This is a genomic window from Streptomyces sp. NPDC027663 (assembly GCF_055566415.1).
Map to the genome: position 1 here is coordinate 140288 of NZ_JBVHSK010000007.1, position 25233 is coordinate 165520.

Annotated in this window: 29 protein-coding genes and 1 pseudogene; 6 read left to right on the forward strand and 24 right to left on the reverse strand. The window is 69.7% G+C overall.

Going from position 1 to position 25233, the window contains the following annotated elements:
- Positions 1–63 precede the first annotated feature (63 nt).
- The 5 genes from ACZ4SF_RS20615 (at position 64) to ACZ4SF_RS20635 (ending at position 2970) form a co-directional block, all read left to right on the forward strand.
- Positions 64–285 carry a hypothetical protein gene (locus ACZ4SF_RS20615; protein WP_468386313.1) on the forward strand — a complete coding sequence of 74 codons (222 nt, stop codon included), beginning with the start codon at positions 64–66 and terminating at the stop codon, positions 283–285.
- Positions 286–288: 3 nt separating this feature from the next.
- Positions 289–720: a hypothetical protein gene (locus ACZ4SF_RS20620; RefSeq protein WP_468386315.1), complete on the forward strand. Its 432-nt coding sequence runs from the start codon at positions 289–291 to the stop codon at positions 718–720.
- A gap of 378 nt (positions 721–1098) precedes the next feature.
- Complete coding sequence (locus tag ACZ4SF_RS20625) at positions 1099–1563, forward strand: hypothetical protein (RefSeq protein WP_468386317.1); 465 nt, start codon at positions 1099–1101, stop codon at positions 1561–1563.
- A 63-nt stretch (positions 1564–1626) separates the two neighbouring features.
- On the forward strand, positions 1627–2229 hold the full coding sequence (locus ACZ4SF_RS20630; RefSeq protein WP_468386320.1) for a hypothetical protein: 603 nt from the start codon (positions 1627–1629) through the stop codon (positions 2227–2229).
- A gap of 81 nt (positions 2230–2310) precedes the next feature.
- Positions 2311–2970: a hypothetical protein gene (locus ACZ4SF_RS20635; protein ID WP_468386322.1), complete on the forward strand. Its 660-nt coding sequence runs from the start codon at positions 2311–2313 to the stop codon at positions 2968–2970.
- Between the two features lie 247 nt (positions 2971–3217).
- Here ACZ4SF_RS20635 and ACZ4SF_RS20640 read toward each other — a convergent pair whose 3' ends face one another.
- The 19 genes and pseudogenes from ACZ4SF_RS20640 to ACZ4SF_RS20730 form a co-directional block, all read right to left on the reverse strand.
- Positions 3218–3439, reverse strand: a complete 222-nt coding sequence (locus tag ACZ4SF_RS20640; RefSeq protein ID WP_468386325.1) for a DUF7848 domain-containing protein — start codon at positions 3437–3439, stop codon at positions 3218–3220.
- Positions 3436–3651: a hypothetical protein gene (locus ACZ4SF_RS20645; RefSeq protein WP_468386327.1), complete on the reverse strand. Its 216-nt coding sequence runs from the start codon at positions 3649–3651 to the stop codon at positions 3436–3438. The genes ACZ4SF_RS20640 and ACZ4SF_RS20645 overlap by 4 nt, the downstream gene beginning before the upstream one ends.
- A gap of 301 nt (positions 3652–3952) precedes the next feature.
- Entirely contained in the window at positions 3953–4786 is an 834-nt protein-coding gene (locus ACZ4SF_RS20650; RefSeq protein WP_468386329.1) for a helix-turn-helix domain-containing protein, read from the reverse strand.
- Positions 4783–5298: a DUF6879 family protein gene (locus ACZ4SF_RS20655; RefSeq protein WP_468386331.1), complete on the reverse strand. Its 516-nt coding sequence runs from the start codon at positions 5296–5298 to the stop codon at positions 4783–4785. Before ACZ4SF_RS20655 ends, ACZ4SF_RS20650 begins: the two co-directional genes overlap by 4 nt.
- Positions 5282–5488: a hypothetical protein gene (locus ACZ4SF_RS20660; protein ID WP_468386333.1), complete on the reverse strand. Its 207-nt coding sequence runs from the start codon at positions 5486–5488 to the stop codon at positions 5282–5284. Before ACZ4SF_RS20660 ends, ACZ4SF_RS20655 begins: the two co-directional genes overlap by 17 nt.
- A gap of 282 nt (positions 5489–5770) precedes the next feature.
- Positions 5771–6757: pseudogene (locus tag ACZ4SF_RS20665) on the reverse strand (ATP-binding protein); the annotation flags it as partial.
- On the reverse strand, positions 6758–7120 hold the full coding sequence (locus tag ACZ4SF_RS20670; RefSeq protein WP_468386335.1) for a YraN family protein: 363 nt from the start codon (positions 7118–7120) through the stop codon (positions 6758–6760).
- Positions 7121–7246: 126 nt separating this feature from the next.
- The gene (locus tag ACZ4SF_RS20675; protein ID WP_003965949.1) at positions 7247–7555 is read right to left on the reverse strand and encodes a DUF2469 domain-containing protein; all 309 of its coding nucleotides are present in this window, start codon (positions 7553–7555) and stop codon (positions 7247–7249) included.
- 56 nt (positions 7556–7611) lie between these two features.
- Positions 7612–8088, reverse strand: coding sequence for an NUDIX hydrolase (locus ACZ4SF_RS20680; protein ID WP_468386810.1), 477 nt, complete (start codon positions 8086–8088; stop codon positions 7612–7614).
- 103 nt (positions 8089–8191) lie between these two features.
- Positions 8192–8977 carry a signal peptidase I gene (gene lepB, locus ACZ4SF_RS20685; protein WP_468386337.1) on the reverse strand — a complete coding sequence of 262 codons (786 nt, stop codon included), beginning with the start codon at positions 8975–8977 and terminating at the stop codon, positions 8192–8194.
- 277 nt (positions 8978–9254) lie between these two features.
- Entirely contained in the window at positions 9255–10271 is a 1017-nt protein-coding gene (gene lepB, locus ACZ4SF_RS20690; RefSeq protein ID WP_468386340.1) for a signal peptidase I, read from the reverse strand.
- Positions 10156–11250, reverse strand: a complete 1095-nt coding sequence (gene lepB / locus ACZ4SF_RS20695; protein WP_468386342.1) for a signal peptidase I — start codon at positions 11248–11250, stop codon at positions 10156–10158. Before lepB (ACZ4SF_RS20695) ends, lepB (ACZ4SF_RS20690) begins: the two co-directional genes overlap by 116 nt.
- Positions 11243–11944: a signal peptidase I gene (gene lepB, locus ACZ4SF_RS20700; protein WP_468386344.1), complete on the reverse strand. Its 702-nt coding sequence runs from the start codon at positions 11942–11944 to the stop codon at positions 11243–11245. Before lepB (ACZ4SF_RS20700) ends, lepB (ACZ4SF_RS20695) begins: the two co-directional genes overlap by 8 nt.
- Positions 11945–11991: 47 nt before the next feature.
- Positions 11992–12342 carry a 50S ribosomal protein L19 gene (rplS, locus tag ACZ4SF_RS20705; RefSeq protein ID WP_077798892.1) on the reverse strand — a complete coding sequence of 117 codons (351 nt, stop codon included), beginning with the start codon at positions 12340–12342 and terminating at the stop codon, positions 11992–11994.
- 134 nt (positions 12343–12476) lie between these two features.
- A complete protein-coding gene (gene trmD / locus ACZ4SF_RS20710; RefSeq protein ID WP_468386347.1) occupies positions 12477–13310 on the reverse strand; it encodes a tRNA (guanosine(37)-N1)-methyltransferase TrmD in 834 nt (277 codons plus the stop codon).
- Complete coding sequence (rimM, locus tag ACZ4SF_RS20715; RefSeq protein WP_468386350.1) at positions 13310–13861, reverse strand: ribosome maturation factor RimM; 552 nt, start codon at positions 13859–13861, stop codon at positions 13310–13312. Before rimM ends, trmD begins: the two co-directional genes overlap by 1 nt.
- Positions 13862–13979: 118 nt before the next feature.
- Positions 13980–14219 carry an RNA-binding protein gene (locus ACZ4SF_RS20720; protein WP_005479813.1) on the reverse strand — a complete coding sequence of 80 codons (240 nt, stop codon included), beginning with the start codon at positions 14217–14219 and terminating at the stop codon, positions 13980–13982.
- A 5-nt stretch (positions 14220–14224) separates the two neighbouring features.
- Positions 14225–14644 carry a 30S ribosomal protein S16 gene (gene rpsP / locus ACZ4SF_RS20725; protein WP_468386353.1) on the reverse strand — a complete coding sequence of 140 codons (420 nt, stop codon included), beginning with the start codon at positions 14642–14644 and terminating at the stop codon, positions 14225–14227.
- A gap of 305 nt (positions 14645–14949) precedes the next feature.
- Positions 14950–15552: a hypothetical protein gene (locus ACZ4SF_RS20730; protein ID WP_468386357.1), complete on the reverse strand. Its 603-nt coding sequence runs from the start codon at positions 15550–15552 to the stop codon at positions 14950–14952.
- 520 nt (positions 15553–16072) lie between these two features.
- Between ACZ4SF_RS20730 and ACZ4SF_RS20735 the strand changes: the two genes are divergently transcribed.
- Entirely contained in the window at positions 16073–16954 is an 882-nt protein-coding gene (locus tag ACZ4SF_RS20735) for a class I SAM-dependent methyltransferase (protein WP_468386360.1), read from the forward strand.
- Between the two features lie 227 nt (positions 16955–17181).
- On the opposite strand, the gene ftsH is transcribed toward ACZ4SF_RS20735, so the two are convergent.
- The 5 genes from ftsH to ACZ4SF_RS20760 form a co-directional block, all read right to left on the reverse strand.
- Positions 17182–19149: an ATP-dependent zinc metalloprotease FtsH gene (gene ftsH / locus ACZ4SF_RS20740; RefSeq protein WP_468386363.1), complete on the reverse strand. Its 1968-nt coding sequence runs from the start codon at positions 19147–19149 to the stop codon at positions 17182–17184.
- 130 nt (positions 19150–19279) lie between these two features.
- Positions 19280–20833: a signal recognition particle protein gene (gene ffh, locus ACZ4SF_RS20745; RefSeq protein ID WP_468386366.1), complete on the reverse strand. Its 1554-nt coding sequence runs from the start codon at positions 20831–20833 to the stop codon at positions 19280–19282.
- Between the two features lie 85 nt (positions 20834–20918).
- Positions 20919–23417 (reverse strand): [protein-PII] uridylyltransferase, encoded by a 2499-nt coding sequence (locus tag ACZ4SF_RS20750; RefSeq protein WP_468386368.1) that lies wholly within the window; start codon positions 23415–23417, stop codon positions 20919–20921.
- Between the two features lie 26 nt (positions 23418–23443).
- Positions 23444–23782 carry a P-II family nitrogen regulator gene (locus ACZ4SF_RS20755; RefSeq protein WP_201839420.1) on the reverse strand — a complete coding sequence of 113 codons (339 nt, stop codon included), beginning with the start codon at positions 23780–23782 and terminating at the stop codon, positions 23444–23446.
- Complete coding sequence (locus ACZ4SF_RS20760; protein WP_468386372.1) at positions 23779–25119, reverse strand: ammonium transporter; 1341 nt, start codon at positions 25117–25119, stop codon at positions 23779–23781. The genes ACZ4SF_RS20755 and ACZ4SF_RS20760 overlap by 4 nt, the downstream gene beginning before the upstream one ends.
- Between the last annotated feature and the right edge of the window lie 114 nt (positions 25120–25233).

The following is a 25233-nucleotide window of genomic DNA, read 5'->3' on the forward strand; positions in this document are numbered from 1 at the left end:
GAGGGCACCCCGAGCGCGAACGGTACGCGCGATCTCCCATCCACAGAAGGAGGTCGCACACCCGTGCGCAAAACCAAGCCCGCCGCCCCGTCCTGGGTCGACTACGCGTCCCGCTACCTCACGCTACCCGCGAGCGAGCCGTTCCAGCTCTCCCCTCGGGAGCTGGCCCGGAAGTGCTCCATCCCCGCAGGCGAGTTTGAGTCGGGACTTCGGTCCCTCCAAGAGGAGGGCTTCCTCCGGCGCCTCGGTTACGACACCTGGCAGCTCGCCCGGCCGGTGCGGTGACCCATGCTCGAAGACCTGTTCCCCAAGATCGAGGAGAACCGAACCAGGCTACGGAAGCGCGGATACGCCCTGGCGGCCGAGCACTACCCGCCAACCGGGCAGGCTGCCCAGTGGTACGCCGACGTCATCCAGTGCGTGCCTCGCAGCGGCCAACGGGTGGCCAAGCAACTTGCCCGGCTCTGCGGCGACGACTCCCGCGTGACTGTGCCCTGGCGCTCACTGGCCGATGCGGTAGGCGTCCGGGACAGCGCTGGCAGAGAGCGCGCTTACACCGAGCGAGGCGTACGGGTGCTCGTCGACGCCGGCTGGCTGAGGGTCGAGACGATCGGCGTCAAGCGCGGAGCGAAGACGACGTTCAGTCTGGAGCCCGGAGACCGGGCCACGGAGTGGCTGGGCTGGGTCGACGCTGACGACTGGCTCGACGATGCCGCCTGAGAAGTTGTGGCCAGAGCATGGAAACCCGGCGCATCGCCGGTCGGTCCCGGAGTTTTGGCCAGAGTAGGAACACTGTCGTGCTCGACTCCTGGCGGAGTCTCCGCGCGAACAGACACAGTCCGTCTCGGGCAACGGCGAGAGCAGGCAGCAAGTAGCTCTGCGCTGTGGCCGGGCTCCCGCCCGGCCCCTTCCGAAGACGTCTTGCAGCTCTGCTCTGTGACGCCCTACGGGCGCCCTGACGCATGCCCCCCTGCTCATTGGGGGCGCTACCGCGCCCCCCTTCCCGAAGACCCTCACGGCAAGCGACTTCACCTTGCCGTTGCAGCTCTGCCCAAGCGGCGCCCGACAGGGCGCCTCATCACAAGGAGGACTTACACAGTGACCACCTACTCCCCGATCATCGCCGCCGACGGACACAGGCTGTGCGGCATCGAGTCGTGCGGCCGTCCGCACCGTGTGCGCGGCCTCTGCTTGGCGCACGGACAGCGTGTCCGTGTGCACGGCGATCCGCAGGCCGACAAGCCGTTGCGCTCCCACTCCTCGCACAACTGGAAGGGTGACGGCGTGTCGTACATCGGGGCACACAACCGTGTGACGCGCGAGCACGGCAAGGCTGCCGAGTGGAAGTGCGCTTGTGGCTGCGGCCGGCAGGCCGCTGACTGGGCGTACCTCGGCACGGACCCGGCGGCGAAGATCGACGACACCGGCTGTCTGTACTCCGTCGCCCCAGAGCACTACGCGCCGCTGGCGAAGTCATGCCATCGCAAGTTCGACGCGTGGCAGGCGCAGCGCCGTACAGGTCTGCCCCTGGGCGGAGTGATCGTCGAGGCGATGGGCGCTTGAGCCGATGACCAAGTGCCCGAAATTCGGTACGAGTTGTTTCGTCAAGCCAGCACACTGGAGGGCATGGATGGACTGTACGTGGTCAGGCATGAGCCGACCTGGCGCGAGGATCCGGAGCCCGAGCCGGACGACGAGTACGACAACGACACGGACCACAAGACCGTGTACGCCCTCTTCGGGCTGGCCATCTTCAAGGCCAACGTCCTCGAACACACCCTCGTCAACACCCTCGCCATGGCCAGGATCATCACGGCGGAGGAGCAGGGGGAACGGCTCATCCGCGACCCATGGACGCAGGGGTTCAAGGACATGATGGGCAAGCTCATCAAGCGTGCCGAGCCGTACGTGAGCGCCTACCCGGAAGTAGTGGACGACCTGACCAGCAGCCTGAAGCGGCGCAACTTCCTGGTTCACCACTTCTGGCGCGAGCGCATCCAAGAGATGGTCGGCGAGTCGAGTAGGGCCAAGTTGTGCGCGGACCTCAAGGCGGACTGCCGACTGTTCACCCAGACGGATGAGCGGTTGACCGAGAGGGTGTTTGACCCTCTGGCGAGGCAGCGGGGGATCACTCCTGAGATGATCCAAGCTCAGTTCGAGAAGGAGCGCCGCGAGGCCATGAAGCGCTACGAGCCCGAGTCGTTCACGGACGAGGAAGACTCGGCCTGAACCGCGTGTTCACACTCTCCGGCCAAGCTGAGATTGCTCTGGAGTTGCGGCGAGGCCACAGCCGTCATGTAGCTTCCGGCCATGGACACGTTGGCGGGGGACTGGTGGGAATCCGGCTCGTGGTGGCAGTTCGTCATCACGACGATCGTTGCAGTGGCTGTTGGCGTGCTGGGGGCCTTTGCGACCACGCGAGCCTCGAACCCGAAGCGACGTCTCGACTACAGCACACGCACAAATGCGTCCCTGTTCATTGCCTCCCACAACCAGACGGGGGCGCTGCAGGTGACACACCACGGGACACCAGTCAGCCGCCCCCGCATTGTCGAACTGGAAATCCGGAACACTGGGCGGCACGACATCACTGGCACGCACTTCCATGGCGGCGAAGCCCTGAAGTTTGATCTTGGCGCCGACGTGGTCGGCGTACTTGGAGTGACGTCGTCTCCCTCGGGGGCAGTTGTCCCGGCTGTCGGTATTGACACGACCTCACCTCATGTTGTCCTGATTCCGCCGACGCTCCTGGCTCGCAAGCAGGTGACTCGCGCCACCTTCCTCGTGGACGGCCCCAGGGCGGAAGTTCGATGCGTTCAAGCGCCACTGGTTGACGTTTCAGTCCGAGAAGGCACGGCCGCAACACAACCCGATCCACATCGCTTCACCAACAGAGTGATGATGACGGTGGGAACCGCATCGCTTGTCTGGCTTGGACTGAAAAGCGTCCTGGGTGCCATGGGGCGGTGACCCTGGCCTGCGACGACCCTGAAACCGTGGCGCAAAAGCAGGCGGTAAGACGTGGCGGTGCGGAAAGCTCGGCTCAGGGGGTCATGGGCCACCCCTCCCCGGTTGCACCCGGTCAGCGTCGAGCCCTCGCAGCCGGCCGAGGACGCGCGGAGCCCCTGCCAGTCATGGGGGAACGACCGACAGGGGCTGTCTCAACCGGCACGCCTCGGCCTTCCTCGCCGTCCCGAGACGTGCCGGAGTCTGCGCGTTACTCGGCTCGCGCGACGAGAGCGAGCGACGTGCACAAGCGCCGGAACGTCGCGTGTCCCGTTCGGCCGGTGTGGCTCATGCACTCGACGTCGACCGCAGCGCCATCGGCGGAAGGCGTCGCCTTCCATTCGCACGTCGTGCACTCGGCCTCGAAGGTGACGTCAGTGTCCGGCTGCTGTGTGATCCGGTGCTTCACGTAGCGCAAGACGGCGCGAGTCACTGAACACTCTCCGGCGTCTTCATGGCCTCGGCCATCTGCTCGACCACATCAGCTCGCACCATGCCTACGTGCACGTACGCCCTACCGTTGTGGGTGACCATGGGGCGCATGGTCCCCCAGACGCTTTCGGGGACGCCGAGGGCGGCGAGTGCCGCCCGAAGTGCCTCGGCCGCATCGGTGGCCCGCGCTCGGCTGTCTCGCCACGTATGCATGTCCATCACTCGGCCCCATGCCTTTCCCGTAGGTGGGTCCGGAGAACCACGTTCGCATCGGACGCCTTCGAGTAGTCCCCGACCGATCTGGCGTTGGTTCGGGTCACAGCGATGTGAAGGCAATCGCGGCAGCTCGCCACGGGTTCCGGCTCCGGGAGCGGGAGTGGCAGGTGTACCGGTCCCGTCTCTGTCGTCCGCGTAGCGCTCATCCGTGCGACCTCCCCGCGACTTCATGTCTGCCGAAGGATGATCCCGTGGAACGTGCATCGGTTCGCACTTCAGTCGCGTTGTGGACTGAAGATCATGAGCGACATGCGGCCGACCATTCGGCGAGCCTTTCCCGAAGCTCCTCCCCGAACAGTGCGCATTCCTCGTATCCCGCAAATTCCTTCAAGTAGCTCTGAATGTCTCGCCCATCGCGCAGTACGACACTTCCCGCCGAGGTTTCGATGGTGACCAAGGAACTGTCGTAAATCGTGAAGGTGTTCAGCGGAGTTGTGGGGGTTGTCGCCCCAACGGGAATCACTCCGATGCGCACATTCGGGAGGTAGGACAGGGAAGACAATCGGTCCATCTGCTCGGCCAATGCCAACGGCGTAACGACCGGCCAGCGAATCGCCTGCTCGGTCAGGATGAATGTGAACCGCTTCGAGACGTCGTAGAGAACGGCTTGCCGTTCCAGCTTTCCTGCCACCGCTTTACTGGTATCTGCCGGGGAGTGGGCGAGGCTTGCCCGTACGTATTCCGGCGTGGCAAGTAGGCCGGTAACCATCGAAAGTAGCAAGTAGCGCATGTGAGCCGAGGACGCTTCGAGCGCCTTCAATTCCGCCTGTCGTGTGCCGAGTCCCTTGCGGCGAAGCTCTCGAAGGTTCCGCCATTCAGTGTTGGCCAGCCTGGCGAGCGCGGAAACTTCGGCGACAAGTTCCGGGGGAGCTTCGAGGGCTCTCAGGATCTGCTCGACGTCGACGAGCGATGGCTTTGTCTTGCCGTTCTCGATCCGGCTCACCTTGGACTGAGACATGTTGCAGCGCGCTGCGAGCCGATCCCCGGAGAGACCGGCTCGCTTGCGTAGGTCTCGAAGCAGCGAAGCAAGTTCCGTGCCGGACTCGCCGAGCTGCTCGGCTTCGAACGTCACTCCTTCACGTACTCCAAGAACGGGACCGACTCGGCGACGGCGATTCGTTGGTACTCGATGAAGTCGGCCGGCTCGCCCTCGTACAGTTCGCGACTGATCTGTGTTCCGTCGTCCTCGTAGTGCATGAGAACGATCGTCGAGCGGTCGAACATCCAGAAGTCCTGAACGTCCGGCAATGGATTCTCTCGGTTCGTCACATCGAGGATTCGAATGTCTTCCCCGGCAAGTACGTGCGGGGCGTAGTACCGGGAGAACTCGAATTGCAGGTACTCGGACAGCGGCCGAGTCACGATGTGCACCCGCCCCTTGCGCTTCCCTTCACCACGTAGCCGCTTCAGGTCTTCCGTGTATGCGGACGAGTAAGTATGCGGGTCGACTCGCTTACCGCAGCGGAAGGCTTCGAGTTCGCTGGACTCCTGCGGTACGAGGTATTGGGGCAGGGTCTCCAGTCGCCATGCTTCCGACCGGAATTCCCGAAGCGTTGCCCGCCACTCGTCACCATCCAAGAGCACGAATCGCCTCCCGAAGGACGCTCTCGTGAATCTCCACAAGCCCTTCCCCCTGCGGCGGAGTGAAGGCTTCGGATACGTCGCCCTGCACAACGAACGTCCCCCGATCCGTGCGGTACACGTTCGGGCAGTCGTCTTCACCGCACTCGCCGTTTCCGTTTCCGGTAAGCCGAGTCAGCTCCTCGCGCGCCATGCGAAACCCCCTGGTTCACGGCCCCGGTTGGACCGTTGGACACGACGGTACGAGGGTCACCTTCGGCCGTCCATGCATGAACGTGGGTATGCACGTACTTGCATGAAGTGCCGCGGCATGGCGCTGTGGGGGCGCCTGGCGGCCGATCACAGCAGGGGGCGACCGGCAACGCACCTTGCTGCCACGCGGGCCGCACTGCGGCCTCTGAGCGGCGCAGAGGTCAAATGCCTCGCGCACCTGTTGGGCCGATGGTGTACCTTGCTCCTCCCGGCGTAAGTCCGACTCCTTGGCCTCGTCCAGGAACAGAACCCCGTGGTGAGCCAGGGACACCGCGCCGGGTCGGGGCAGGCCGTTCCCGCCGCCTACGAGGGAGGCCATCGTGGCCGAGTGGTGAGGGGCGCAGTACGGCGGCGTGTCGACCAGGGGGTGGCCGGGCGGGAGCATGCCGGCCACCGAGTGGACCGCCGTGACCTCCAGGGACTCGGCCCGGTTCAGCTCGGGCAGCAGCCTGGGCAGGCGTTCGGCGAGCATCGTCTTGCCGGCGCCGGGTGGGCCCTTGAAGAAGACGTGGTGGCGGCCGGCCGCGGCGACCTCCAGCGCCGCACGCGCCGTCTGCTGGCCTGCGACATCGGCCAGGTCGGGGGCGTGTGCACCACCGAGGGCTCCCGTGCCGAGACCCGTCCCGGGCAGGGCCAGTCCCGCGAGGAAGGGGTCCGGGCGGACGTCCCCGGGCACGGGCTCCTCGTCGGGCACCGGTTCGTCGGTGAGGACGGCGATCAGCTGGCGCAGGCTGCGTACGCCGAGCACGGACACGCCCGGCACAAGGGAGGCCTCGGGCACCGCGCACTCGGGTACGACCACCTGCTCGTATCCTGCGTCCGCCGCGGCGAGGACCGCCGGCAGGATGCCCCGGACCGGTCGTACCCGGCCGTCCAGGCCGAGCTCGCCGATCATGACGATGTCGGCGAGCACGCGGGGGTCGATCCGCTCGGCCGCGCCGAGGACGGCCGCGGCGACCGCGAGGTCGAAGCCGCTGCCGCTCTTGGGGACGGACGCGGGGCTGAGCCCCACCGTGAGCTTCTTGGACGGCCAGGCCGCACCCGAGTTCACCACCGCCGCCCGAACCCGGTCACGGCTCTCCGTCAGGCTCTTGTCCGGCAGGCCGACCAGGGCGAAGGCGGCGACGCCGGGTTCGAGGTCGGCCTGGACCTCGACGACCACCCCCTCGACGCCGACCAGGGCCACCGAGCACGTACGGGCGAATCCCACTCAGGCCACCCCCCGCGCGTGTTCGACGGACGGGGCACCCCGGCCGGGCAGGAGGACGCCGATCAGGTCGATGCGGACGCCGCCCGGCGGGGCTCCGCCGTGGGCCTGGATCCAGTGTTCGGCGAGGGAGCGCAGCCTGGCGGCCTTCTCGGGGGTCACCGCGGCCATCGGGTGCTGGTAGTTCCCGCCCCGGCGGGTCTTCACCTCGCAGACGACGAGCGCGTCTCCGTCGCGCGCCACGATGTCGATCTCGCCGGACCGTCCGCAGCGCCAGTTGCGCTGCAGGATCGTCATGCCGGCCTCGGCGAGCCGCCGGGCGGCCAGGTCCTCGCCGTACTTGCCGATTGCTTCTCGTGCGTTCATGTCGGCACCACCTCCGGCGCCAACCGTCACGCATCCCGTCCCCCGAAGTTGATCTTTGGGGACTACTCGGCGGTTGTGGAAAACTCCCTCACCCGAGCGGGCGACACCTGACGAAACCGCAGGTCATCAGCCGCCCGGCAGCTCCAGGTCGCTCTTGTTCAGCTCCTCGATGTTCACGTCCTTGAACGTGAGGACGCGGACCTGCTTGACGAAGCGTGCCGGTCGGTACATGTCCCAGACCCAAGCGTCGGCCATGCTGACCTCGAAGAACACCTCGCCCTGAACCGAGTGCACCTGCATCTCGTAGTCATTGGTGAGGTAGAAGCGCCGCTCGGTCTCGATCACGTATTTGAACAGACCGACGACATCTCGGTACTCCCGGTAGAGCTTCAGCTCCATCTCGGTCTCGTACTTCTCGAGGTCCTCGGCGCTCATGGCATGTTCCCCTTCAGCCGTGCGATCCCACCATTGTGCGCCAGTCCGGGGATCCCTCAGACGATTTCCGTGTCGAGGGTCACGGGGCTGGCCGGGGGACCTTCGACGAGCAGCGTGCGCAGCAGCTCGGCGAGTCTGGTCGGATACACCGTCTCATGTGCCCGGGTCAGTTCCTGACACGTCCACCAGCGCGCTCCGGCGACACTGCGCCGCTCCAGTTCCGTCAGCCCCGTCGGCGCGGTGACCGTCTGGGCCGTACGGGCCAGGTAGTACCACTCGTCCTGGTCCCAGCGGCGGCCCGCGAACGGGAACGAGCAGCGGCGCCGCCAGAGCACGGGACCGAGAGCGACCTCGGTGATGCCGGTCTCCTCCGCGAGTTCCCGCAGCGCGGCCTCCTCGCGCGTCTCGGTGCCCTCCACACCGCCGCCGGGCGTGAACCACCAGTCGTCGGCCGGATCGTCGGGCTCGTGGCCGTGCAGCAGGAGGATGCGGTCCTGGGGGTCGAGGAGCACCACCCGGGCCACCTTGCGCAGGCCGCTCTCGCCCTCGTAGGCCTCCCCGGCCGGGCGCGAAGGCTCGTAGGCCTCGCCAGCCGGGCGCGAAGGCTCGTACGTCTCCTCGGTCGGCCGCCGGGTCTCAGCGGGCACCGGCCGCCTCCGGGCGGGCCCCTCGGGCGCGGGAGCGGCTCATCCTCGCCGCGATCGGCCCGTAGGCCCCGCCGCCCAGGACCAGGACGGCGCCGGCGACGACCAGCAGCTCGATCGTGCGCAGCGGACCGGGCTGGGAGAGCGCACCGAGCGCCTCGAAGCCGGAGGGGCGCTGGAGCATGCCGTTCCAGGGCCAGACGACGGCGTCCACGCGAGCGGAGACGGCGTTGCGGGAGACGGTGCCCTGTGCCGCGTCCGTGAGGTGGGCGGTGGAGTCCAGGGAGCCCTGGCGTTCGTCGCCCAGGAGGAACAGCCGGCCCTCGGGCACGGTCACCTTCGGGAAGTTCTTGATCTCGGCCAGACTGCCCTTGGGCAGGTACGGCTCGTCGATCTCCTTGCCGTTGACGGTCAGCTTGCCGTTCGTGCAGCAGGCGACGGTGTCTCCGCCGACGGCGACCACCCGCTTGACCACCTTGGCGCCGGTGACCCAGCTCTTGTCCTCGAAGACGACCACGTCACCGCGGCGCACCTCGTCGCCGTCGACGCGCTGTGCCAGCACCCGGTCGCCGGCGTCGATGGTGGGGGTCATGGAGCTGGTGGGCACGGTGTACGGCCGGTAGACCAGGGCCGCCCACGCGAATCCGCCGAGGAACAGCACCAGGCCGAGCGCCACGGCCACCCCGGACAGCCGCTGCCCGGTCCGCCCGCCGCCGGCCCGTGCCGTACCGGTGCCGCCGCCCTGCGGGGCCGTACGCGTCATGCTCTCGCCACCCATGGACCCGCACCCTACCCGGCGGTACCGACCAGGGGCAGCCCCCCTTTTCCGACGGGAGGTCACCGGGGGCGGACCGGGCCACGGCCTACGGCCAGCCACGGCCCACGGCCGCCTCGGCAGCCCCAACCGGGCGGGACCGCCCACCGGCAGCGTCACTGAGCCACAGACGACTTCCGCATCGCCGACGTCACCACAAGCGTCACCACTGCCCGGCGGCCCTCGTCCCGTACGGTCGGCGTCACCACTGCCCGACGGCCCTCGTTCCGCACGGTCGGCGTCAGCTCTGCCCGGCGGACGTCTTCCGCACGGCCGTGGAGTCCAGCCGGTTCTTCCGGCCGCGCCGCCACACCATGACGGGCAGCACCGCGGCGACGGCCATGCCCTGCGGGGCCACGGTCAGGGACGCGGCAGCGGAGGACTGCCGGCCGAGGCCGGGCTGGTCGAAGGTGTCCGGGACCGGGAGGGTACCCCAGCGGTTGATCGGCCAGGCCTTGACGATCGCGCGGCCGACGACCTCGTCGACGGGGACCATGCCGTGGTGCTTGTCCGACTGGTTGTAGCGGGAGTCACGGGAGTTCTGACGGTGGTCGCCCATGACCCAGATGTAGCCCTTGGGAACCTTCACCTTGAACTGGCCGCCCTGTTCGTCCACCGTGCACGGCGTGTTGCCGGGGTAGATGAACGGCTCGTTCAGTGCCTTGCCGTTGACCCGCAGCGGGCCGCTGCCCTTGCACTCGACCGTGTCGCCGCCCACGCCGATCACACGCTTGATGAGGTCCTTCTCGTCCGCGGACGGCATCAGGCCGATCTTGCTGAGGATCTTCTGCGCCAGGTTCGGGGTCGGCGTGGGCTCACCCGCCAGCCAGTTGTCCGGGTCGTGGAAGACGACGACCTCGCCGCGCTCGGGCTCGGAGCCGAACCACGGGGTGAGCTTGTCCACCAGGACGCGGTCACCCTGCTGGAGAGTGTTCTGCATCGAGTCGGACGGGATCGAGAACGCCTGTACCAGGAACGTCTTGATCAGCAGCGCCAGGACCAGCGCGATACCGACCAGGATCGGCAGCTCCTTCCAGAAGGAGCGCTGCTTCTTCGGCCGCGACGCGGCCTCGTCCGATCCCGCGTCGTCGGTGCGGGGCCGCTGCTCGCCCGCGGGCGAGCCCTCGCCGCCGGCCGCCGCGTCATTCCCGGAGGTCATGGCGCCGTCCGGTGCGGACACGGACGACGGCTCCACGGGATGCCCGCGGTGCTCCTCGCCGTCGTGTCCCGACCGTGCGCCAACCGCCACATCCCCCACGCCAACTCCTCACTCTGTGCCGCCGCCTGCCCCGTACACGGTGCAGGCCCACCACTCCCATAACGAGCGGGAGTTCCGCAGGGGTCGGGAGGTGGGTCATTCCGTTCGGATTCTCGTAGGCAACCCTATGCGACGGCCGAGCTGCAGCGGTCGTCCCCGACACGGAGTCGGTGACGCTTGCAAAGGTTTTAGGTTCTTCCAGACGCGTCCAGTGGCCGACGGGCCAGCCGATGACCATGGCCCGGCCGACCACCGAGTCCACGGAGACCGTGCCGCCGTAGGCGGTGTCCTGGTGGGAGCGGGAGTCCGCGGAATTGCCCCGGTGGTCGCCCATCACCCACAGCCTTCCCTTGGGGACGGTGATGTCGAAGCGCATGGTGGAGGGCACGTCCCCTGGGTAGAGGTAGTCGCCCTCGGTGAGCGGTACTCCGTTGACGGTGACGCGGCCCTGGGCGTCGCAGCACTTGACGTGGTCGCCGCCGACCCCGATGACCCGCTTGATCAGGTCCTTCTCGTTGTCGGAAGGCAGCAGGCCGATGAAGGTCAGGCCTTCCTTGAGCTGCTTGACGACGACTGGGTCGTTCTTCTTGGTGGTCTGCTCGTCCTGGAGCCAGCCGCCCGGGTCGTGGAAGACGACGACGTCGCCACGCTGCGGCTGGGAGCCGAACCACGGGGTGAACTTGTCGACCAGGACGCGGTCGCCGATCCGGATCGTCTGTTCCATGGATCCGGACGGGATCACGAAGGCCTGGACGAGGAAGGTCTTGAGGACGAGCGCTATGAGGACCGCGACACCGATCAGGAGGGGGATCTCCCGGACGGCCGATCGCCTGCGCTTGCGCTTGACCTTGCGCTGCAGTTTCCGGCGCTCCGCGCGCGTGCGGCCGCCACCGGGCGCGGAGGTGCGGCGGACCCCGGTGGGCAGCAGGTTCTCGGCGGGGTTGCTGGGCACCCCGCGCGGTTTGCCGCGGTTACCCATGGGCGCCCTCCGCCGGTGCGTCGGGCACGCGCGCATAGGCGGACGGCCGGGTCAGATGCGTCCAGTGGCGGTACGGCCACATGATCCAGTCGGCCCGGCCGATGACGTCGCCGACGGGGATCATGCCGCCGCCGGGCGAGCCGAGGTGGTCGCGGGAGTCGCTGGAGTCACTGCGGTGGTCGCCGAGCACGAAGAGGCGCCCGGCGGGCACGGCGACGTCGAAGGGCACGCTGGAGGCACTGTCCCCGGGATAGAGGAACGCCGTCTCGTCGACGGGCCGGCCGTTCACCTCGATCCTTCCCTTCTGGTCGCAGCAGACCACGTGGTCTCCCCCCACCCCGACCACACGCTTGACGTAGTCGGCGTCCCCGAAGTACCCGGAGCCGTCGAACACGATCACGTCGCCGCGGCGCGGCTGGGCACCGAAACGGTACGCCAACTTGTTTACGAGAACGCGGTCCCCGATCCTCAATGCCTGTTCCATGGATCCGCTCGGAATCTGGAAGGGCTGCACCGCGAACGTGTTGAGGAGCAGCAGGAAGGCCAGGCCGGCGAAGAGGGTGAGGGTGATCCGGCCGCCCGGGAGCCACTCGGCGATCCGCGCAACCAACGCGAAACGCGACCGGCCCTCCGCCCCCGGAGTACCGGGGTGGGAGGAGCGGTCGCGTTTCGTCGGCTGTGCTTCGGTGTCCATCGGAGCAGGATGCTATCCCGCCCCGCTGTGGGACTCCTTCAGAGCGCTCAGCTCTCGCGCTTCTCCTTGATCTTCGCGGCCTTGCCGCGCAGCTCACGGAGGTAGTACAGCTTGGCGCGGCGCACGTCACCACGGGTGACCAGCTCGATCTTCTCGACGATCGGGGTGTGCACCGGGAAGGTGCGCTCGACGCCGACGGAGAACGAGACCTTGCGGACCGTGAAGGTCTCGCGGACACCGGCGCCCTGGCGGCGGATCACAACGCCCTTGAACTGCTGCACACGGGAGCGGTTGCCCTCGATGACGCGGACGTGGACGTTGACGGTGTCACCCGGGCGGAAGGCCGGGATGTCGCTGCGCAGCGACGCGGCGTCGACGGTGTCGAGCAGGTGAGACATTTCGTCTGCTTTCCTCGCTGATGCCACAGGTCATCAACGGAAACTAGGGGTTCCAGAGGTTTGCGGTGCGGTTCGGGCGGGCGTCGTGTCCCCCTGTGGCAGGGGCGCACGCCGGACGGACGCACAACAGCGGTCTATTCTTCCATGCCCTCGGCCCGGCGCCAAAATCGGCCGTACGGCTCCCCTTCCGGGTCCGGTTCCCAGCCGAGGATGGAGAGCATCTCGCGGTCCTTCTTGTCGAACGCCTTGGGCTCGCAGCGCTCGATCAGATCGGGCCGGTGCGCGGTCGTACGCCGCAGGGCCTCGTCGCGGCGCCAGCGGGCGATCTTGCCGTGGTGGCCGCTGAGCAGCACGTCCGGGATGTCCCGGCCACGCCAGACGGGCGGCTTGGTGTAGACGGGGCCTTCGAGGAGGCCGGCCATCGCGCCGGGCGCGAAGGAGTCGTCACGGTGGGACTCGGCGTTGCCGAGGACGCCGGGCAGCAGCCGGGCCACGGCCTCCGTGACGACCAGGACGGCCGCCTCGCCGCCGGCGAGGACGTAGTCGCCGATGGACACCTCGTAGACCGGCATGCGGGTGGCGTACTCGTCCACGACCCGCCGGTCGATGCCCTCGTAGCGGGCCGGCGTGAAGATCAGCCAGGGGCGCTCGGAGAGTTCGACGGCCAGTTCCTGGGTGAAGGGACGGCCGCTCGGGGTGGGGACGATCAGCGCGGGGGCCTGGGCGCCGCTCTCGTAGCCGTCGGCGAGGACGGTGTCCAGGGCGTCGCCCCAGGGGTCGGTCTTCATGACCATGCCCGGGCCGCCGCCGTACGGCGTGTCGTCCACCGTGTTGTGCCGGTCGTACGTCCACGCGCGCAGGTCGTGCACCTGGACGTTCAGCTGTCCACGCGCGCGTGCCTTGCCGACGAGGGAGACGTTCAGGGGCTCCAGGTACTCGGGGAAGATCGTGACGACGTCGAGGCGCATCAGGACTCGTCCTCGGTGTCGCGGGTCGAGTCGATCTCGGCGCGGTCGTCGATCAGGCCCGGGGGCGGCGTGATGACCGCCTTCTGCTCCGTCAGGTCGATCTCGGCGACGATCTCCTCCACGAAGGGGATCATCACCTCGCTGCCGTCCGGGCGCTCCACGATGAACAGGTCCTGCGAGGGCAGGTGAGAGATCTCGGTGATCCGGCCCACCTCCGTGCCGTCGTCGGTGACCACGTCGAGGTCGATCAGCTGGTGGTCGTAGTACTCGTCCTCGCCCTCGGGCAGCTCCTCGGGGTCCACCTCTGCGATGAGGAGGGTGTTGCGCAGCGCCTCGGCCCCGTTGCGGTCGTGGACGCCCTCGAAGCGCAGGAGCAGACGGCCGCTGTGCACGCGGCCGGTGGCGATGGTGAGCGGCCCGGTGGCGGCCGGGTCGGTGGCCAGGACGGCGCCCGGGGCGAGCCGCAGCTCGGGCTCGTCGGTACGTACCTCGACGGTGACCTCGCCCTTGATGCCGTGGGCGCGGCCGATCCGTGCGACTACCAGCTGCACGTGTCCAATTCTCCTGTCATGTCCTGCACGGCGTCCTGCCGGGGCATGCCGCCCATACGACTGCGGGCCGGGGACGGCCCAGTGGCCCTCCCCGGCCCGAGCCGGTTGCGATGAAGCGTCAGCGGACGTGGTCCACGTCGACGAGGTCGACGCGGACACCACGGCCGCCGATGGCGCCCACGACGGTGCGCAGGGCACGCGCGGTGCGGCCGTTGCGGCCGATCACCTTGCCGAGGTCGTCCGGGTGGACCCGGACCTCGAGCACGCGCCCGCGGCGCAGGTCGCGCGAGGCGACCTGCACATCGTCAGGGTTGTCGACGATGCCCTTCACGAGGTGCTCAAGCGCCTCTTCGAGCATGCTGCTCAGGCCTCGGTCGAGTCGGACTCAGCCGCGGCCTCGTCCTTCTTCTCAGCCTTCTTCTTCTGGGTGATCGCCTCACCCTTGCCCTCGTCGTCGCCGCCGAGAGCCTCGAACGACGGACGCGTGGCCTTCGGCTCGGCGACGAGCAGCGGCGCGGGAGCCGGCTCGCCCTTGAACTTCTGCCAGTCGCCGGTCTTCTTCAGGATGGCGAGGACGGGCTCGGTCGGCTGCGCGCCGACACCCAGCCAGTACGCGACGCGGTCGGCGTCCACCTCGATGACCGACGGGTTGTAGGTCGGGTGGTACTTGCCGATCTCCTCGATCGCACGGCCGTCACGGCGGGTGCGGGAGTCGGCGACGACGATGCGGTAGTGAGGCGAACGGATCTTGCCCAGACGCTTCAGCTTGATCTTGACTGCCACGGGAGTGGATTCTCCTGGATTTGACGTGGTTGGGCACGGCGAGACGCCGCGTGGGGTTGCGGTACCCGAGTGCCCGATGGACGCGTCAGCCGGAGGAGAGAGGGGTCCTGTGCGACTGTCGAGTACAGCTAGCCATTGTGCCACACCCTGCGGTCGCTCCTGTCCGAGGGGGCGACGGCTGCGGCCGGGCATGGCTGGGAGGCACCCGGCGTGGAGGTGAGGTCACGTCGGGTGCACTGCCCGGTGCTGTGAAATTGCCGCCCGCGGTCGCGAGCTGCCTGCGGCTGCCACGAGCAGTCGCAGGGTCAGCTCACCGCCGCTCCCACGACCTCCGGGATCCGGAACGGCTTGCCGCAGCCGCCGCACACGATCGGGGCCTGGGCCAGGACCGACGGAACCACCCGGACATTGCGGCCGCAGTCGCACACCGCCTTGACACGGACGCCGCCGCCGGAGGAGCCGTGCCGGGCGGCCGGGCCGCGGAAGGTGCGGGAGGTGTCGGCCGAGGTCGCCGCCGTGTGGGCCTTCAGCGCGCGCTGCAGCCGCTCGATGGTCGGGCGGTAGCGCCGCTTCGCCTCGGGGTTGAGCGTGACCAGCGAGAAACCGCTGCTCGGGTGCGGCTCCTCCGGGTGGTCCAGGCCCAGCTCCTCGGCGATCGCGAGGAAACGGCGGTTGTGGTAGCGCCCGGCCCGGGAGGTGTCGCGGATCCCACGGGCGGCGGCGATGCCGTGGACTGCCTCATGGAGCAGTCGCTCGAAGGAGAGTTCGTGCCCGCACGCGGACGACGACTCCCCGATCAGGGACTCTGGCGCGGCAAGGTCCGGCAGCTCGGGGTGGTACCGCTGGATATCGGCCCACGCCTGCGCCAGCTCTGCGGCGAGAACAGGTGGTGTCTGTGTCGTGCTCACGTAATGACAACGAGCGGAGGTGCCGCTGTGTTCCTATTCCGGGGCATCCCAAATAATTTGCACGTACCCGTCAGTTGCCACTGATGCGTCCTGACGAGGGCGGGTGCGCTGATCTGCGGAGAAGCCTCACAGCTCCTACCAAGCCGGTGCGTAGTCCGCACTACGCCCCGCCCGTGATCCCTGATGCGGGGGTGACCGGCTGCGGCACAAGAGGGGTTTCGGCCGTCTCGCAACGCGACCTCACTCCGATCAGCGTCACCGGCCTCCGTGACGTTACCGCCCGCCGCCCCGGCCCCCCTCACCGGCCGGCCCGCGGGCGCGGACACCGTACGGCCATCCAGATTGCGGGGACGTGAAATCTCGCCACACATGCGTCACGGACCCAAGCCGGGCCCCACGACCCCTGGACGGCACCGCGAGCCGGGAGTTACCTGGCATACGTGGGAAGTGCGCGCGCACGGCACGGGGGCCACACAACCGGGCGCAGCGGCGAACTGTCGGCGGATTGGGGCGCTTACCTATGACACCTACGCTCGTGCGGCAGCACACGTCTCACGCGGGCTCCGTACCCCGCGTGGACCCGAGCGCACGCGCGCGTGACTGGTCCGAGATCCAGGAGCGGATGCTGGTGCCGCTCTACGAATCCGTGTACGACCGACTCGACGTGGGCCCCGGCACCCGGCTGCTGGGCCTGCGCTGCGGCTCCGGGCTCGCCCTGCTGATGGCGGCCGCCAGAGGCGCCGCGATCACCGGTGCCGACTCCGCCTCCCCCGAGCGGCTCGCCCTGGCCCGCGAGAGGCTGCTGCCGGGCAGCCCGCCCGGCAGGAGCAGAAGCGGCACGCACGACACGCGCGCGGGTACGGCCCCACGGCTCGTGGGCGGCTCGCCCGCGGACGCGGCCGGCGCGGAGGCCCGGTACACCCTGGTGACCGCCTTGGAGCCGATCGGCGGCCTCGCGGGTGGCTCCGAGGGGCTCGGCGAACTCCTCGCCGCCGCGGTGCCGCTGGCCGCACGCGGAGCCGCCGTGGTGCTGGCCGGCTGGGGCCCACCCGAGCGTTGCGCCACCTCGTCGGTGCTGCGGGTGGCGACGAAACTGGCCGATCCGGTGCACGGCCCGGGCAGCTGGCGGCCCGCCGAGCGGGACGACCTGGAGGAGGTCGCCCAGCGGGCCGGGCTCGGACCGGACGGTTCGGGGCGGGTCGCCTGCCCGTTCGGGTACGCGGATCTCGACAGCGCCGTACGGGGCCTGCTGTCGACCGGGCTGTTCGACGCGGCGATCACGGCGACCGATGCCAAGCAGGTCGACAAGGAGCTGGCGGAAGCCCTGCACCCGTACCGGCGCCCGGACGGCACCGTGTGGATGCCGAACGTCTTCCGCTATCTCATCGCCCGAGTGCCCTAGGACGGAACAGCTGGCCCGCCCTCTTCGACTCCGGGCCGTGGCCCGCGCGCTGCAGCCGGTGTGCCCTGGCCCGCCCGCTTCGGCTTCATGCCCTGGTCAGCGCGCCGCAGCCCGGTGCCCTGGCCCGCACGCTCCGACCACGTGCCCTGGCCCGCGCGCTCTCCCGCATGCCCTGGCCCGCGCGCTCTCCCACTGCCCTGGCCCGCGCGCTCCCCCGCATGCCCTGGTCAGCGCGCTGCTGCCTCGTGCCCCCCGTCCTGGTCCTCGCCGCCCTTGGTGAGGCGGGTGATCCCGGCGATCCGGTACGCGTCCGCCTCCTCCAGCGTCTCGTTCTCCAGCAGGGCCTGGGCGAGGGCGTCGAGCCGGCCGCGGTGGTCACGGAGTTTGCGGCACGCCTCCTCGTAGCACTCGTCCACGATCCGCCGCATCTCGCCGTCGATGACGTCCAGCGTCTGCGGGGCGGCGGCGAGGCCGTACGCCTGCTGGGCGTCGTTCGGGAGCGCGGAGAGGCGGCCGACCTCCTCGCTCATGCCCCAGCGGGACACCATGCCGCGCGCGATGTTGGTGACCTGCTCCAGATCGCTCTCGGAGCCGGTGGTGATCACGTCGTAGACGACGTGCTCGGCCGCCATTCCGCCGAGGGCGCCGATGATCCGGCCGCGCAGGTACTCCTCGGTGTACGCGTACTTGTCCGATTCCGGAGTCGACAAGGTGACGCCCAGGGCCCGGCCGCGCGGCACGATCGTGATCTTGCGGACCGGGTCGGCGCCGGGCTGCAGCATGCCCAGCAGGGCGTGCCCGCTCTCGTGGTACGCCGTGCGCCGGCGCTCCTCCTCCGGCATCACCAGCGGACGCTCCGCACCGAGCTGCACCTTTTCCAGGGCTTCGGACAGATCGGACCGGGTCACCCGCTCCTGCTTCCGCTTCACCGCGAGCAGGGCGGCCTCGTTGGCGAGGTTCGCCAGCTCCGCGCCCGTCATGCCCGGCGTCGTCCGGGCCACCTGGGCCAGGTCGACGTCGTCGGCGAGCGGGATGTCACGGGTGTGGATCTCCAGGATGGCCTCGCGGCCGTTGCGGTCCGGCGGCGAGACCTGGACCACCCGGTCGAAGCGGCCGGGCCGGGTCAGCGCCGGGTCGAGGATGTCGGCGCGGTTGGTGGCCGCGATCACGATGACGCCCTCCGAGCCCGAGAAGCCGTCCATCTCGGTCAGGATCTGGTTGAGAGTCTGCTCGCGTTCGTCGTGGCCGCCCATCGAGGCGCCGCCGCCGCGGGCCCGGCCGATGGTGTCGATCTCGTCGATGAAGATGATCGACGGCGCGACCTTGCGGGCCTCCGCGAACAGCTCCCGCACCCGGGACGCGCCCACGCCCACGATCATCTCGATGAACTCCGAGGCGGACGCCGAGAAGAACGGCACCCCCGCCTCCCCGGCGACCGCCCGCGCGAGCAGTGTCTTTCCGGTGCCGGGCGCCCCCGCGAGCAGCACGCCGCGCGGCATCTTGGCGCCCATACGACGGTAGGCGTCGGGGTTCTTCAGGAAGTCGACGACGTCGTTCAGCTCGCCCTCGACCTCGTCGATGCCGGCCACGTCGGCGAACGTGGTGCGCTTCTCCCCCGGCACCAGCTCCACGGGCTTGGGCGGCGCCTTCCGGCCCAGCATGCCGCCCGCGCCGCCGAGCCCCGCCCTCATCCGCCGTGCGATGAACACCCACACGGCGATCAGCAGCACGATCGGCGCCAGTGAGAGCAGCAGGTTGGCGAGAAAGCTGCGGTGCTGGACGACGGGCTCGGCCGTGACGTTGACGTGGTGCTTGGTCAGGTTCGTCCACAGGCCGTCATCCGCGAAGGACGGCCGCTCGGTGTTGAACTTGGTGTACTGCGCCCCGCCGTCCGGATCCTTCCGCTCCTTCTTGAGCTGGCCCTGGATGGAGTCGCCCTTGGCGTAGATCTTCTCGACGTTGCCCTCGTTCACCTGCTTGCTGAACTCGGTGTACGAGATCGTCGGTTCGTTCGCCTGGTCGAAGTAGGAGAGCACCAGGTTGGCGATCAGGTACACGACCAGCGCGGTGAGGATCAACCGCCACCAGCCGCCCCGTATCCGCCGTCCCCCGGGAGTCTGCGGCGGTTCCTCCGGGGCGCCCTCGGTACGCCACGGCTGGTCCGGTGACTTGCGCGGCGGGGCCGGGTTGGTCATACCCGGACGGTACGACACCGGTCCGGCGGCGGCACGCGCAGGGGCGCCCTTCCGCCGGAAGGGCGCCCCTGCAACCGTACGGGCCGGGCCGGTGAACCGGGCCTGGCCCGTGAACACGGACGACGGGCGGTCAGCCCATGAACTTCTTGAACTCGTCCGGCAGCTCGAAGTCCTGACCGGCCTGCTGGCCCGGCAGGCCGAAGGCGCCACCGGCCTGCTCGACGGCCTCGCGGCGCTGGGCCGCCTCCAGCTCCTGCTGCTTGCGCTTCATCGGGTTGCCGGAGCGCTGCTTGCCCTTGGCCTTCTTCGGCTGCTTCTTCTGCCGGCCGGGGCCGCCGCCCATGCCCGGGATCCCCGGCATGCCCGGCATGCCGCCGCCCTGGGCCATGCGGGACATCATCTTGCGGGCCTCGAAGAACCGCTCCACAAGCCCCTTGACCGCACTGACCTCCACACCGGAACCCTTGGCGATACGGGCGCGGCGCGAGCCGTTGATGATCGTCGGGTCCTGGCGCTCGCCCGGGGTCATCGACTTGATGATCGCGCCGACGCGGTCGACCTCACGCTCGTCCAGGTTGGCGATCTGGTCCTTGATCTGGCCCATGCCCGGGAGCATGCCGAGCAGCTTGCTGATGCTGCCCATCTTCCTGACCTGCTCCATCTGGGCCAGGAAGTCGTCCAGGGTGAAGTCCTGGCCCTTCTTGGACGCCAGCTTCGAGGCCATCTTCTGGGCCTCTTCCTGGCTGAACGTCTTCTCCGCCTGCTCGATCAGGGTGAGCAGGTCACCCATGTCGAGGATGCGGGAGGCCATCCGGTCCGGGTGGAACGCGTCGAAGTCGTCCAGCTTCTCGCCGTTCGACGCGAACATGATCGGCTTGCCGGTGATCTGCCGGATCGACAGGGCGGCACCACCGCGGGCGTCACCGTCGAGCTTGGACAGCACCACGCCGTCGAAGCCGACGCCGTCGCGGAAGGCCTCGGCGGTGTTGACGGCGTCCTGACCGATCATGGCGTCGACCACGAACAGGATCTCGTCGGGCGAGACCGCGTCCCGGATGTCCGCGGCCTGCTGCATCATCTCGGCGTCGATGCCGAGGCGGCCGGCGGTGTCCACGATCACGATGTCGTGGACCTTGGCCTTCGCGTGGTCGATGGAGTCCTTGGCGACCTTCACCGGGTCGCCGACGCCGTTGCCCGGCTCCGGGGCGTACACCGCGACGCCGGCGCGCTCGGCGACGACGCTCAGCTGGTTGACGGCGTTGGGACGCTGGAGGTCGGCGGCGACCAGCAGCGGCGAGTGGCCCTGCTCCTTGAGCCAGTGGCCGAGCTTGCCCGCGAGGGTGGTCTTACCGGCACCCTGGAGGCCGGCCAGCATGATCACGGTGGGCGGCTGCTTGGCGAACCGCAGGCGCCGGGTCTCGCCACCGAGGATGGTGACCAGTTCCTCGTTGACGATCTTGAGGACCTGCTGGGCCGGGTTCAGCGCCTTGGAGACCTCGGCACCGAGCGCGCGTTCCTTGACGTTCTTGATGAAGGCACGCACGACGGGCAGCGCCACGTCGGCTTCCAGCAGCGCGATACGGATTTCACGGGCCGTGGCGTCGATGTCCGCCTCGGAGAGCCGTCCCTTGCCGCGCAGGTTCTTGAAAGTCGCTGACAGGCGATCGGAGAGAGTGTCGAACACGGCGCTCGCGGTCCTCGGGGTCGGTGACGGTCTGGAAGGGAATCGCCCTCCAGGGTATCCCGGCGTCGAAGACACCGGGGCAAGGTCATCCGCGCAGCGTCTCCTCCAGGGCCCGGGCGGTCGATGCGGCGTCCCCGGCGGGCAACGGCTCCCCCGCTCCCGTCGTGACATAGAACGCATCCACCGCGTTCGCTCCCAGCGTGCTCACATGCATGCTCCGCACCTGTACGCCCGCCTTCTCCAGGGCCATGCCGATGCGGTGCAGCAGGCCCGGGGCGTCCTGGGTGCGGACCTCGATCACCGTGGCGTGGCGGGAGGCCGCCGGCGCCACCGTGACGCGGGGCGGCGGGGCGGTCCAGCCGCGGCGGCGGGGGTAGGCCGCGTCGCGTTCGGCGAGCCGGGCGGCGATGTCCAGGGAACCGTCCAGGGCGCGGACGAGGTCGGCGCGCAGGCGGGTCGCCTGCGGCAGCGAGCCGTACTCGGCGGCGACCCGCCAGTTGAGGAGGAGGACGGAGCCGTCCTCCACGTCGCCGGGCAGGCGCAGGGCGCGCAGCTCCGCCGTTCGGACGGTGAGCCGGTGCACGGCGAGGACGCCGGCGACCGCGGGGAGCACGGCCGGCTGGTCGGGTACGGCGATGAGGAGTTCGACGCCGAGCGGTTCCGGGGCGCCGGACGGTTCCTCGCCGGCGGCCGGCTCGGCCTGGGCGCGCAGGGCGAGGACCGGGCCGCCGGTGCGGAAGGCCTCGATGGCGAGACGCTCCTGCTCGGCCGTGGGCGCGGCCGGCTCGGGTTCGTCGGGGGCGTCCCCGGCGAGCAGGGCGGAGACCCGTCGTACGAGGTCGGTGACGAGGGAGCCGCGCCAGGAGGACCAGGCGGCCGGGCCGGTCGCGAGGGCGTCCGCCTCGGTGAGGGCGTGCAGCAGTTCCAGGGTGCTCTGGCTGCCGACCGCATCGGCGACCGAGCGGACGGTGGCGGGGTCGTCGAGGTCACGGCGGGTGGCCGTCTCGATGAGGAGCAGGTGGTGGCGGACCAGTGTGGCCAGCACGGCCACGTCGGCGTGGTCGAAGCCGATCCGTGCGGCGACGTCCTTGGCGATGATCTCGCCGGCCACCGAGTGGTCGCCGGGCCAGCCCTTGCCGATGTCGTGCAGCAGGGCGGCGACGAGGAGCAGGTCGGGGCGGCTGACACGGCGGGTGAATTCGCCGGCGCGGACGGCGGTCTCGATCAGGTGCCGGTCGACGGTCCAGAGGTGGACGGCGTTGCGCTGGGGGCGGCAGCGGACCCGCTCCCAGTCGGGGAGGAGGCGGGTGATCAGGCCCTCGGCCTCCAGCGCCTCCCAGACGTCGACCGTGGGACGGCCCGAGCCGAGCAGGGTGACCAGCTGTTCCCGGGCCTCGGCGGGCCAGGGCGTGGGCAGGGGGCGGGCGGTGGCGGCCATGCGCCGTACGGCGTGCAGGGAGAGCGGCAGGCCGGCCTGGGCGGCGGCGGCCGCGGCGCGCAGCGGGAGCACGGGATCGCGTTCGGGGCGTGCGGTGCGGGCCAGCACGACCTCACCGTCCTGCTCGACCACGCTCTCGGCGAGCGGGGAGCGCTCGGCGACGGGTTTGCCGCCGCCCGGCCCGTCGCCCGCCATCGCCCTTCTGAGGAAGGTGCTTCGCTCCCTCGCCAGTTTCCGCAGACGCGGCCGGACGGCGCGCGAGCGCAGTACGCGCCCCACTTCGCGCCAGGTGACGTCGCTGGCGTACGCGATCACGCGCGCCGCTTCGTAGACCTGCCGCAGCAGGGTGTCGGAATCGAGCAGTTCCAGCTCGGCGGCCACCTGGTCCTGTTCCTGCAGGGCCAGCCGGTCGGTGGCGCGGCCGGTGGCCAGGTGGAGGGCGTCGCGTACGTCGAGCAGGCGGCGGCGGGCCTCGGCCAGACCCTCGCGGGGGGCGTCGGCGAGCCAGGACGCGGCGACGGCGCGCAGGGCGGTGGCGTCGCGGAGACCGCCGCGGGCCTCCTTGAGGTCGGGTTCCAGCAGGTACTGCAGCTCGCCCTGGCGGGCAGCGCGTTCGGCGCAGAGTTCCTGGAGCTCGGGGAGGCGTGCCGGGGCCTGGTTGCGCCAGTCGGCGAGGGCGGCGGTGCGCAGGCCGGCGGTCAGGGTGGAGTCGCCGGCGAGGTGGCGGGCGTCCAGCAGGCCGAGGTGGACCTTCAGGTCGTCGCCGGCCGTCTTGCGGGCCTCGGCGGGGGTGCGGACGGAGTGGTCGAGGGCGAGGCCGAGGTCCCAGACCGGGTACCAGAGCCGGTCGGCGATGCCGGCGACGGCGCCGGGGGCGGACCCGTCGTGCAGCAGCAGGAGGTCGAGGTCGCTGCGCGGGGACAGCTCGGCACGGCCGTAGCCGCCGACGGCGACGAGCGAGACACCGGGCAGTTCTCCGGCCGCCGCGCGGAACAGGCCGGCGAGCCAGTCGTCGGTCAGTCCGGCGAGGGCGGCACGGCGCGGCGGCCCGGACCGCGCCCCCTCGGTGAGGAGGCGCAGCCGGGCCGCCGCATAGCCGCTGGGTCCCGAGTCATCCGCTTCGTTTCGCACATCCGTACCCGTCACCCAGCGACTCCTGTCCTTCGTCGTGATCAGAGCGCGTCCGGGCCGCGCTCGCCGGTGCGGACCCGTACGGCGGTCTCGACCGGCACGGACCAGACCTTCCCGTCACCGATCTTGCCCGTGCGGGCCGCCTTGACGACGACCTCGATCAGCTGGTCGGCGTCGTCGTCCTCGGCCAGCACCTCGATGCGGATCTTCGGGACGAGGTCGACGGTGTACTCGGCACCGCGGTAGACCTCGGTGTGGCCCCGCTGACGGCCGTACCCGCTGGCCTCGGTGACCGTGAGGCCGTGGACGCCGAAGGCCTGCAGAGCCTCCTTGATCTCGTCGAGCCGGTGAGGCTTCACGACGGCGGTGATGAGCTTCATGCGTCCACCTTCTTGTTCTGCGCTGCGGCCAGGGCCGGGGCGGCGAGGCTCCCGGTGACACCGCCGCCGGCGCCGCTGAAGTCGTATGCGGTCTCGGCGTGCTCCGCCTGGTCGATGCCGGAGATCTCCTCGTCCTCGGTGACCCGCATGCCGATGGTCTTGTCCAGCAGGAGGGCGAGGACGGCGGAGACGATCAGGGAGTAGGCGAGGACCGCACCGACACCGGCGCACTGCTTCCACATCTGGGTCCACGTGTGGTCGCCGTAGAAGACGCCGGCCGCGGTGGACTGGCCCTTGCCGGTGGCGAAGAAGCCGATGAGCAGGGAGCCGATGATGCCGCCGACCATGTGGACGCCGACGACGTCGAGGGAGTCGTCGTAGCCGAACCGGAACTTCAGGCCGACGGCCGCGGCGCAGGCGACACCGGCGATGGCGCCGACGGCGATCGCGCCGAGCGGGGACACCGCACCGCCGGACGGGGTGATGGCGACCAGTCCGGCGACCGCGCCGGAGGCGGCGCCCAGCGTGGTGAACGCGCCGTGCCGGATCTTCTCGTAGACGAGCCAGGCCAGCATGGCGGCGGCGGTGGCGACCTGGGTGTTGACGAACATCAGCGCGCCGACGCCGTCGTCGTTGCCGAGCCAGGAGCCGGCGTTGAAACCGAACCAGCCGAACCAGAGCAGACCGGCGCCGAGCATGACCAGCGGGAGGCTGTGCGGGCGCATCGGGTCCTTCTTGAAGCCGACGCGCTTGCCGATGACGAGGATGACGCCGAGCGCCGCCGCACCCGCGTTGATGTGGACCGCCGTACCGCCCGCGAAGTCGATCACGCCGAGCTTGTAGGCCCAGCCGTCGGCACCCCACACCCAGTGCGCGACCGGTACGTAGACGATCGTGGCCCACAGGGCGACGAAGAGCGCCCAGGCCGAGAACTTGACCCGGTCGGCGAGGGCGCCGCTTATCAGGGCCGGTGTGATGATCGCGAACATCAGCTGGAAGACCATGAAGACGAAGACCGGGATGGTGTAGCCGTCCCAGAGTTCCGTCAGGCCGATGTTGCTGAGGCCGAACCAGTCGGTGTTCCAGCCGATGAGGCTGTTCTTCGTGCCGAAGGCGAGGGAGAAGCCGTAGAGCACCCACAGAATGGTGACGATGCCCATGCTGATGAAGCTCATCATCAGCATGTTGAGGGTGCTCTTGACGCGGACCATGCCTCCGTAGAAGAAGGCCAGGCCCGGGGTCATGAGCAGCACCAGGGCGGAACAGATGAGCATGAAGCCTGTGTTCGCGGAGGAAAGCTTGGGTGCCTCCGCGGCAAGCGTGATGGCTGGTGCCATCGGCGTCTCCTCGTCGGTTGGTACGGCCCCGTGCGGGCGGTGCCTGAGCGGTCCGGGTGGTTGAGGGGTGGGCCGGTTATGCGCCATGAGATTGGCGCAGCGCGGTTTCGGTGG

Bases quoted from the DNA above. Each gene is read 5' to 3' on its own strand.
- ACZ4SF_RS20620 (WP_468386315.1), top strand. From the start codon at position 289: ATGCTCGAAGACCTGTTCCCCAAGATCGAGGAGAACCGAACCAGGCTA.
- ACZ4SF_RS20630 (WP_468386320.1), top strand. From the start codon at position 1,627: ATGGATGGACTGTACGTGGTCAGGCATGAGCCGACCTGGCGCGAGGAT.
- ACZ4SF_RS20635 (WP_468386322.1), top strand. From the start codon at position 2,311: ATGGACACGTTGGCGGGGGACTGGTGGGAATCCGGCTCGTGGTGGCAG.
- ACZ4SF_RS20645 (WP_468386327.1), bottom strand. From the start codon at position 3,651: ATGCATACGTGGCGAGACAGCCGAGCGCGGGCCACCGATGCGGCCGAG.
- ACZ4SF_RS20660 (WP_468386333.1), bottom strand. From the start codon at position 5,488: ATGGCGCGCGAGGAGCTGACTCGGCTTACCGGAAACGGAAACGGCGAG.
- ACZ4SF_RS20670 (WP_468386335.1), bottom strand. From the start codon at position 7,120: ATGAACGCACGAGAAGCAATCGGCAAGTACGGCGAGGACCTGGCCGCC.
- ACZ4SF_RS20675 (WP_003965949.1), bottom strand. From the start codon at position 7,555: ATGAGCGCCGAGGACCTCGAGAAGTACGAGACCGAGATGGAGCTGAAG.
- lepB (WP_468386337.1), bottom strand. From the start codon at position 8,977: ATGGGTGGCGAGAGCATGACGCGTACGGCCCCGCAGGGCGGCGGCACC.
- lepB (WP_468386342.1), bottom strand. From the start codon at position 11,250: ATGGGTAACCGCGGCAAACCGCGCGGGGTGCCCAGCAACCCCGCCGAG.
- lepB (WP_468386344.1), bottom strand. From the start codon at position 11,944: ATGGACACCGAAGCACAGCCGACGAAACGCGACCGCTCCTCCCACCCC.
- rplS (WP_077798892.1), bottom strand. From the start codon at position 12,342: ATGTCTCACCTGCTCGACACCGTCGACGCCGCGTCGCTGCGCAGCGAC.
- trmD (WP_468386347.1), bottom strand. From the start codon at position 13,310: ATGCGCCTCGACGTCGTCACGATCTTCCCCGAGTACCTGGAGCCCCTG.
- ACZ4SF_RS20720 (WP_005479813.1), bottom strand. From the start codon at position 14,219: ATGCTCGAAGAGGCGCTTGAGCACCTCGTGAAGGGCATCGTCGACAAC.
- ACZ4SF_RS20735 (WP_468386360.1), top strand. From the start codon at position 16,073: ATGACACCTACGCTCGTGCGGCAGCACACGTCTCACGCGGGCTCCGTA.
- ftsH (WP_468386363.1), bottom strand. From the start codon at position 19,149: ATGACCAACCCGGCCCCGCCGCGCAAGTCACCGGACCAGCCGTGGCGT.
- ACZ4SF_RS20755 (WP_201839420.1), bottom strand. From the start codon at position 23,782: ATGAAGCTCATCACCGCCGTCGTGAAGCCTCACCGGCTCGACGAGATC.
- ACZ4SF_RS20760 (WP_468386372.1), bottom strand. From the start codon at position 25,119: ATGGCACCAGCCATCACGCTTGCCGCGGAGGCACCCAAGCTTTCCTCC.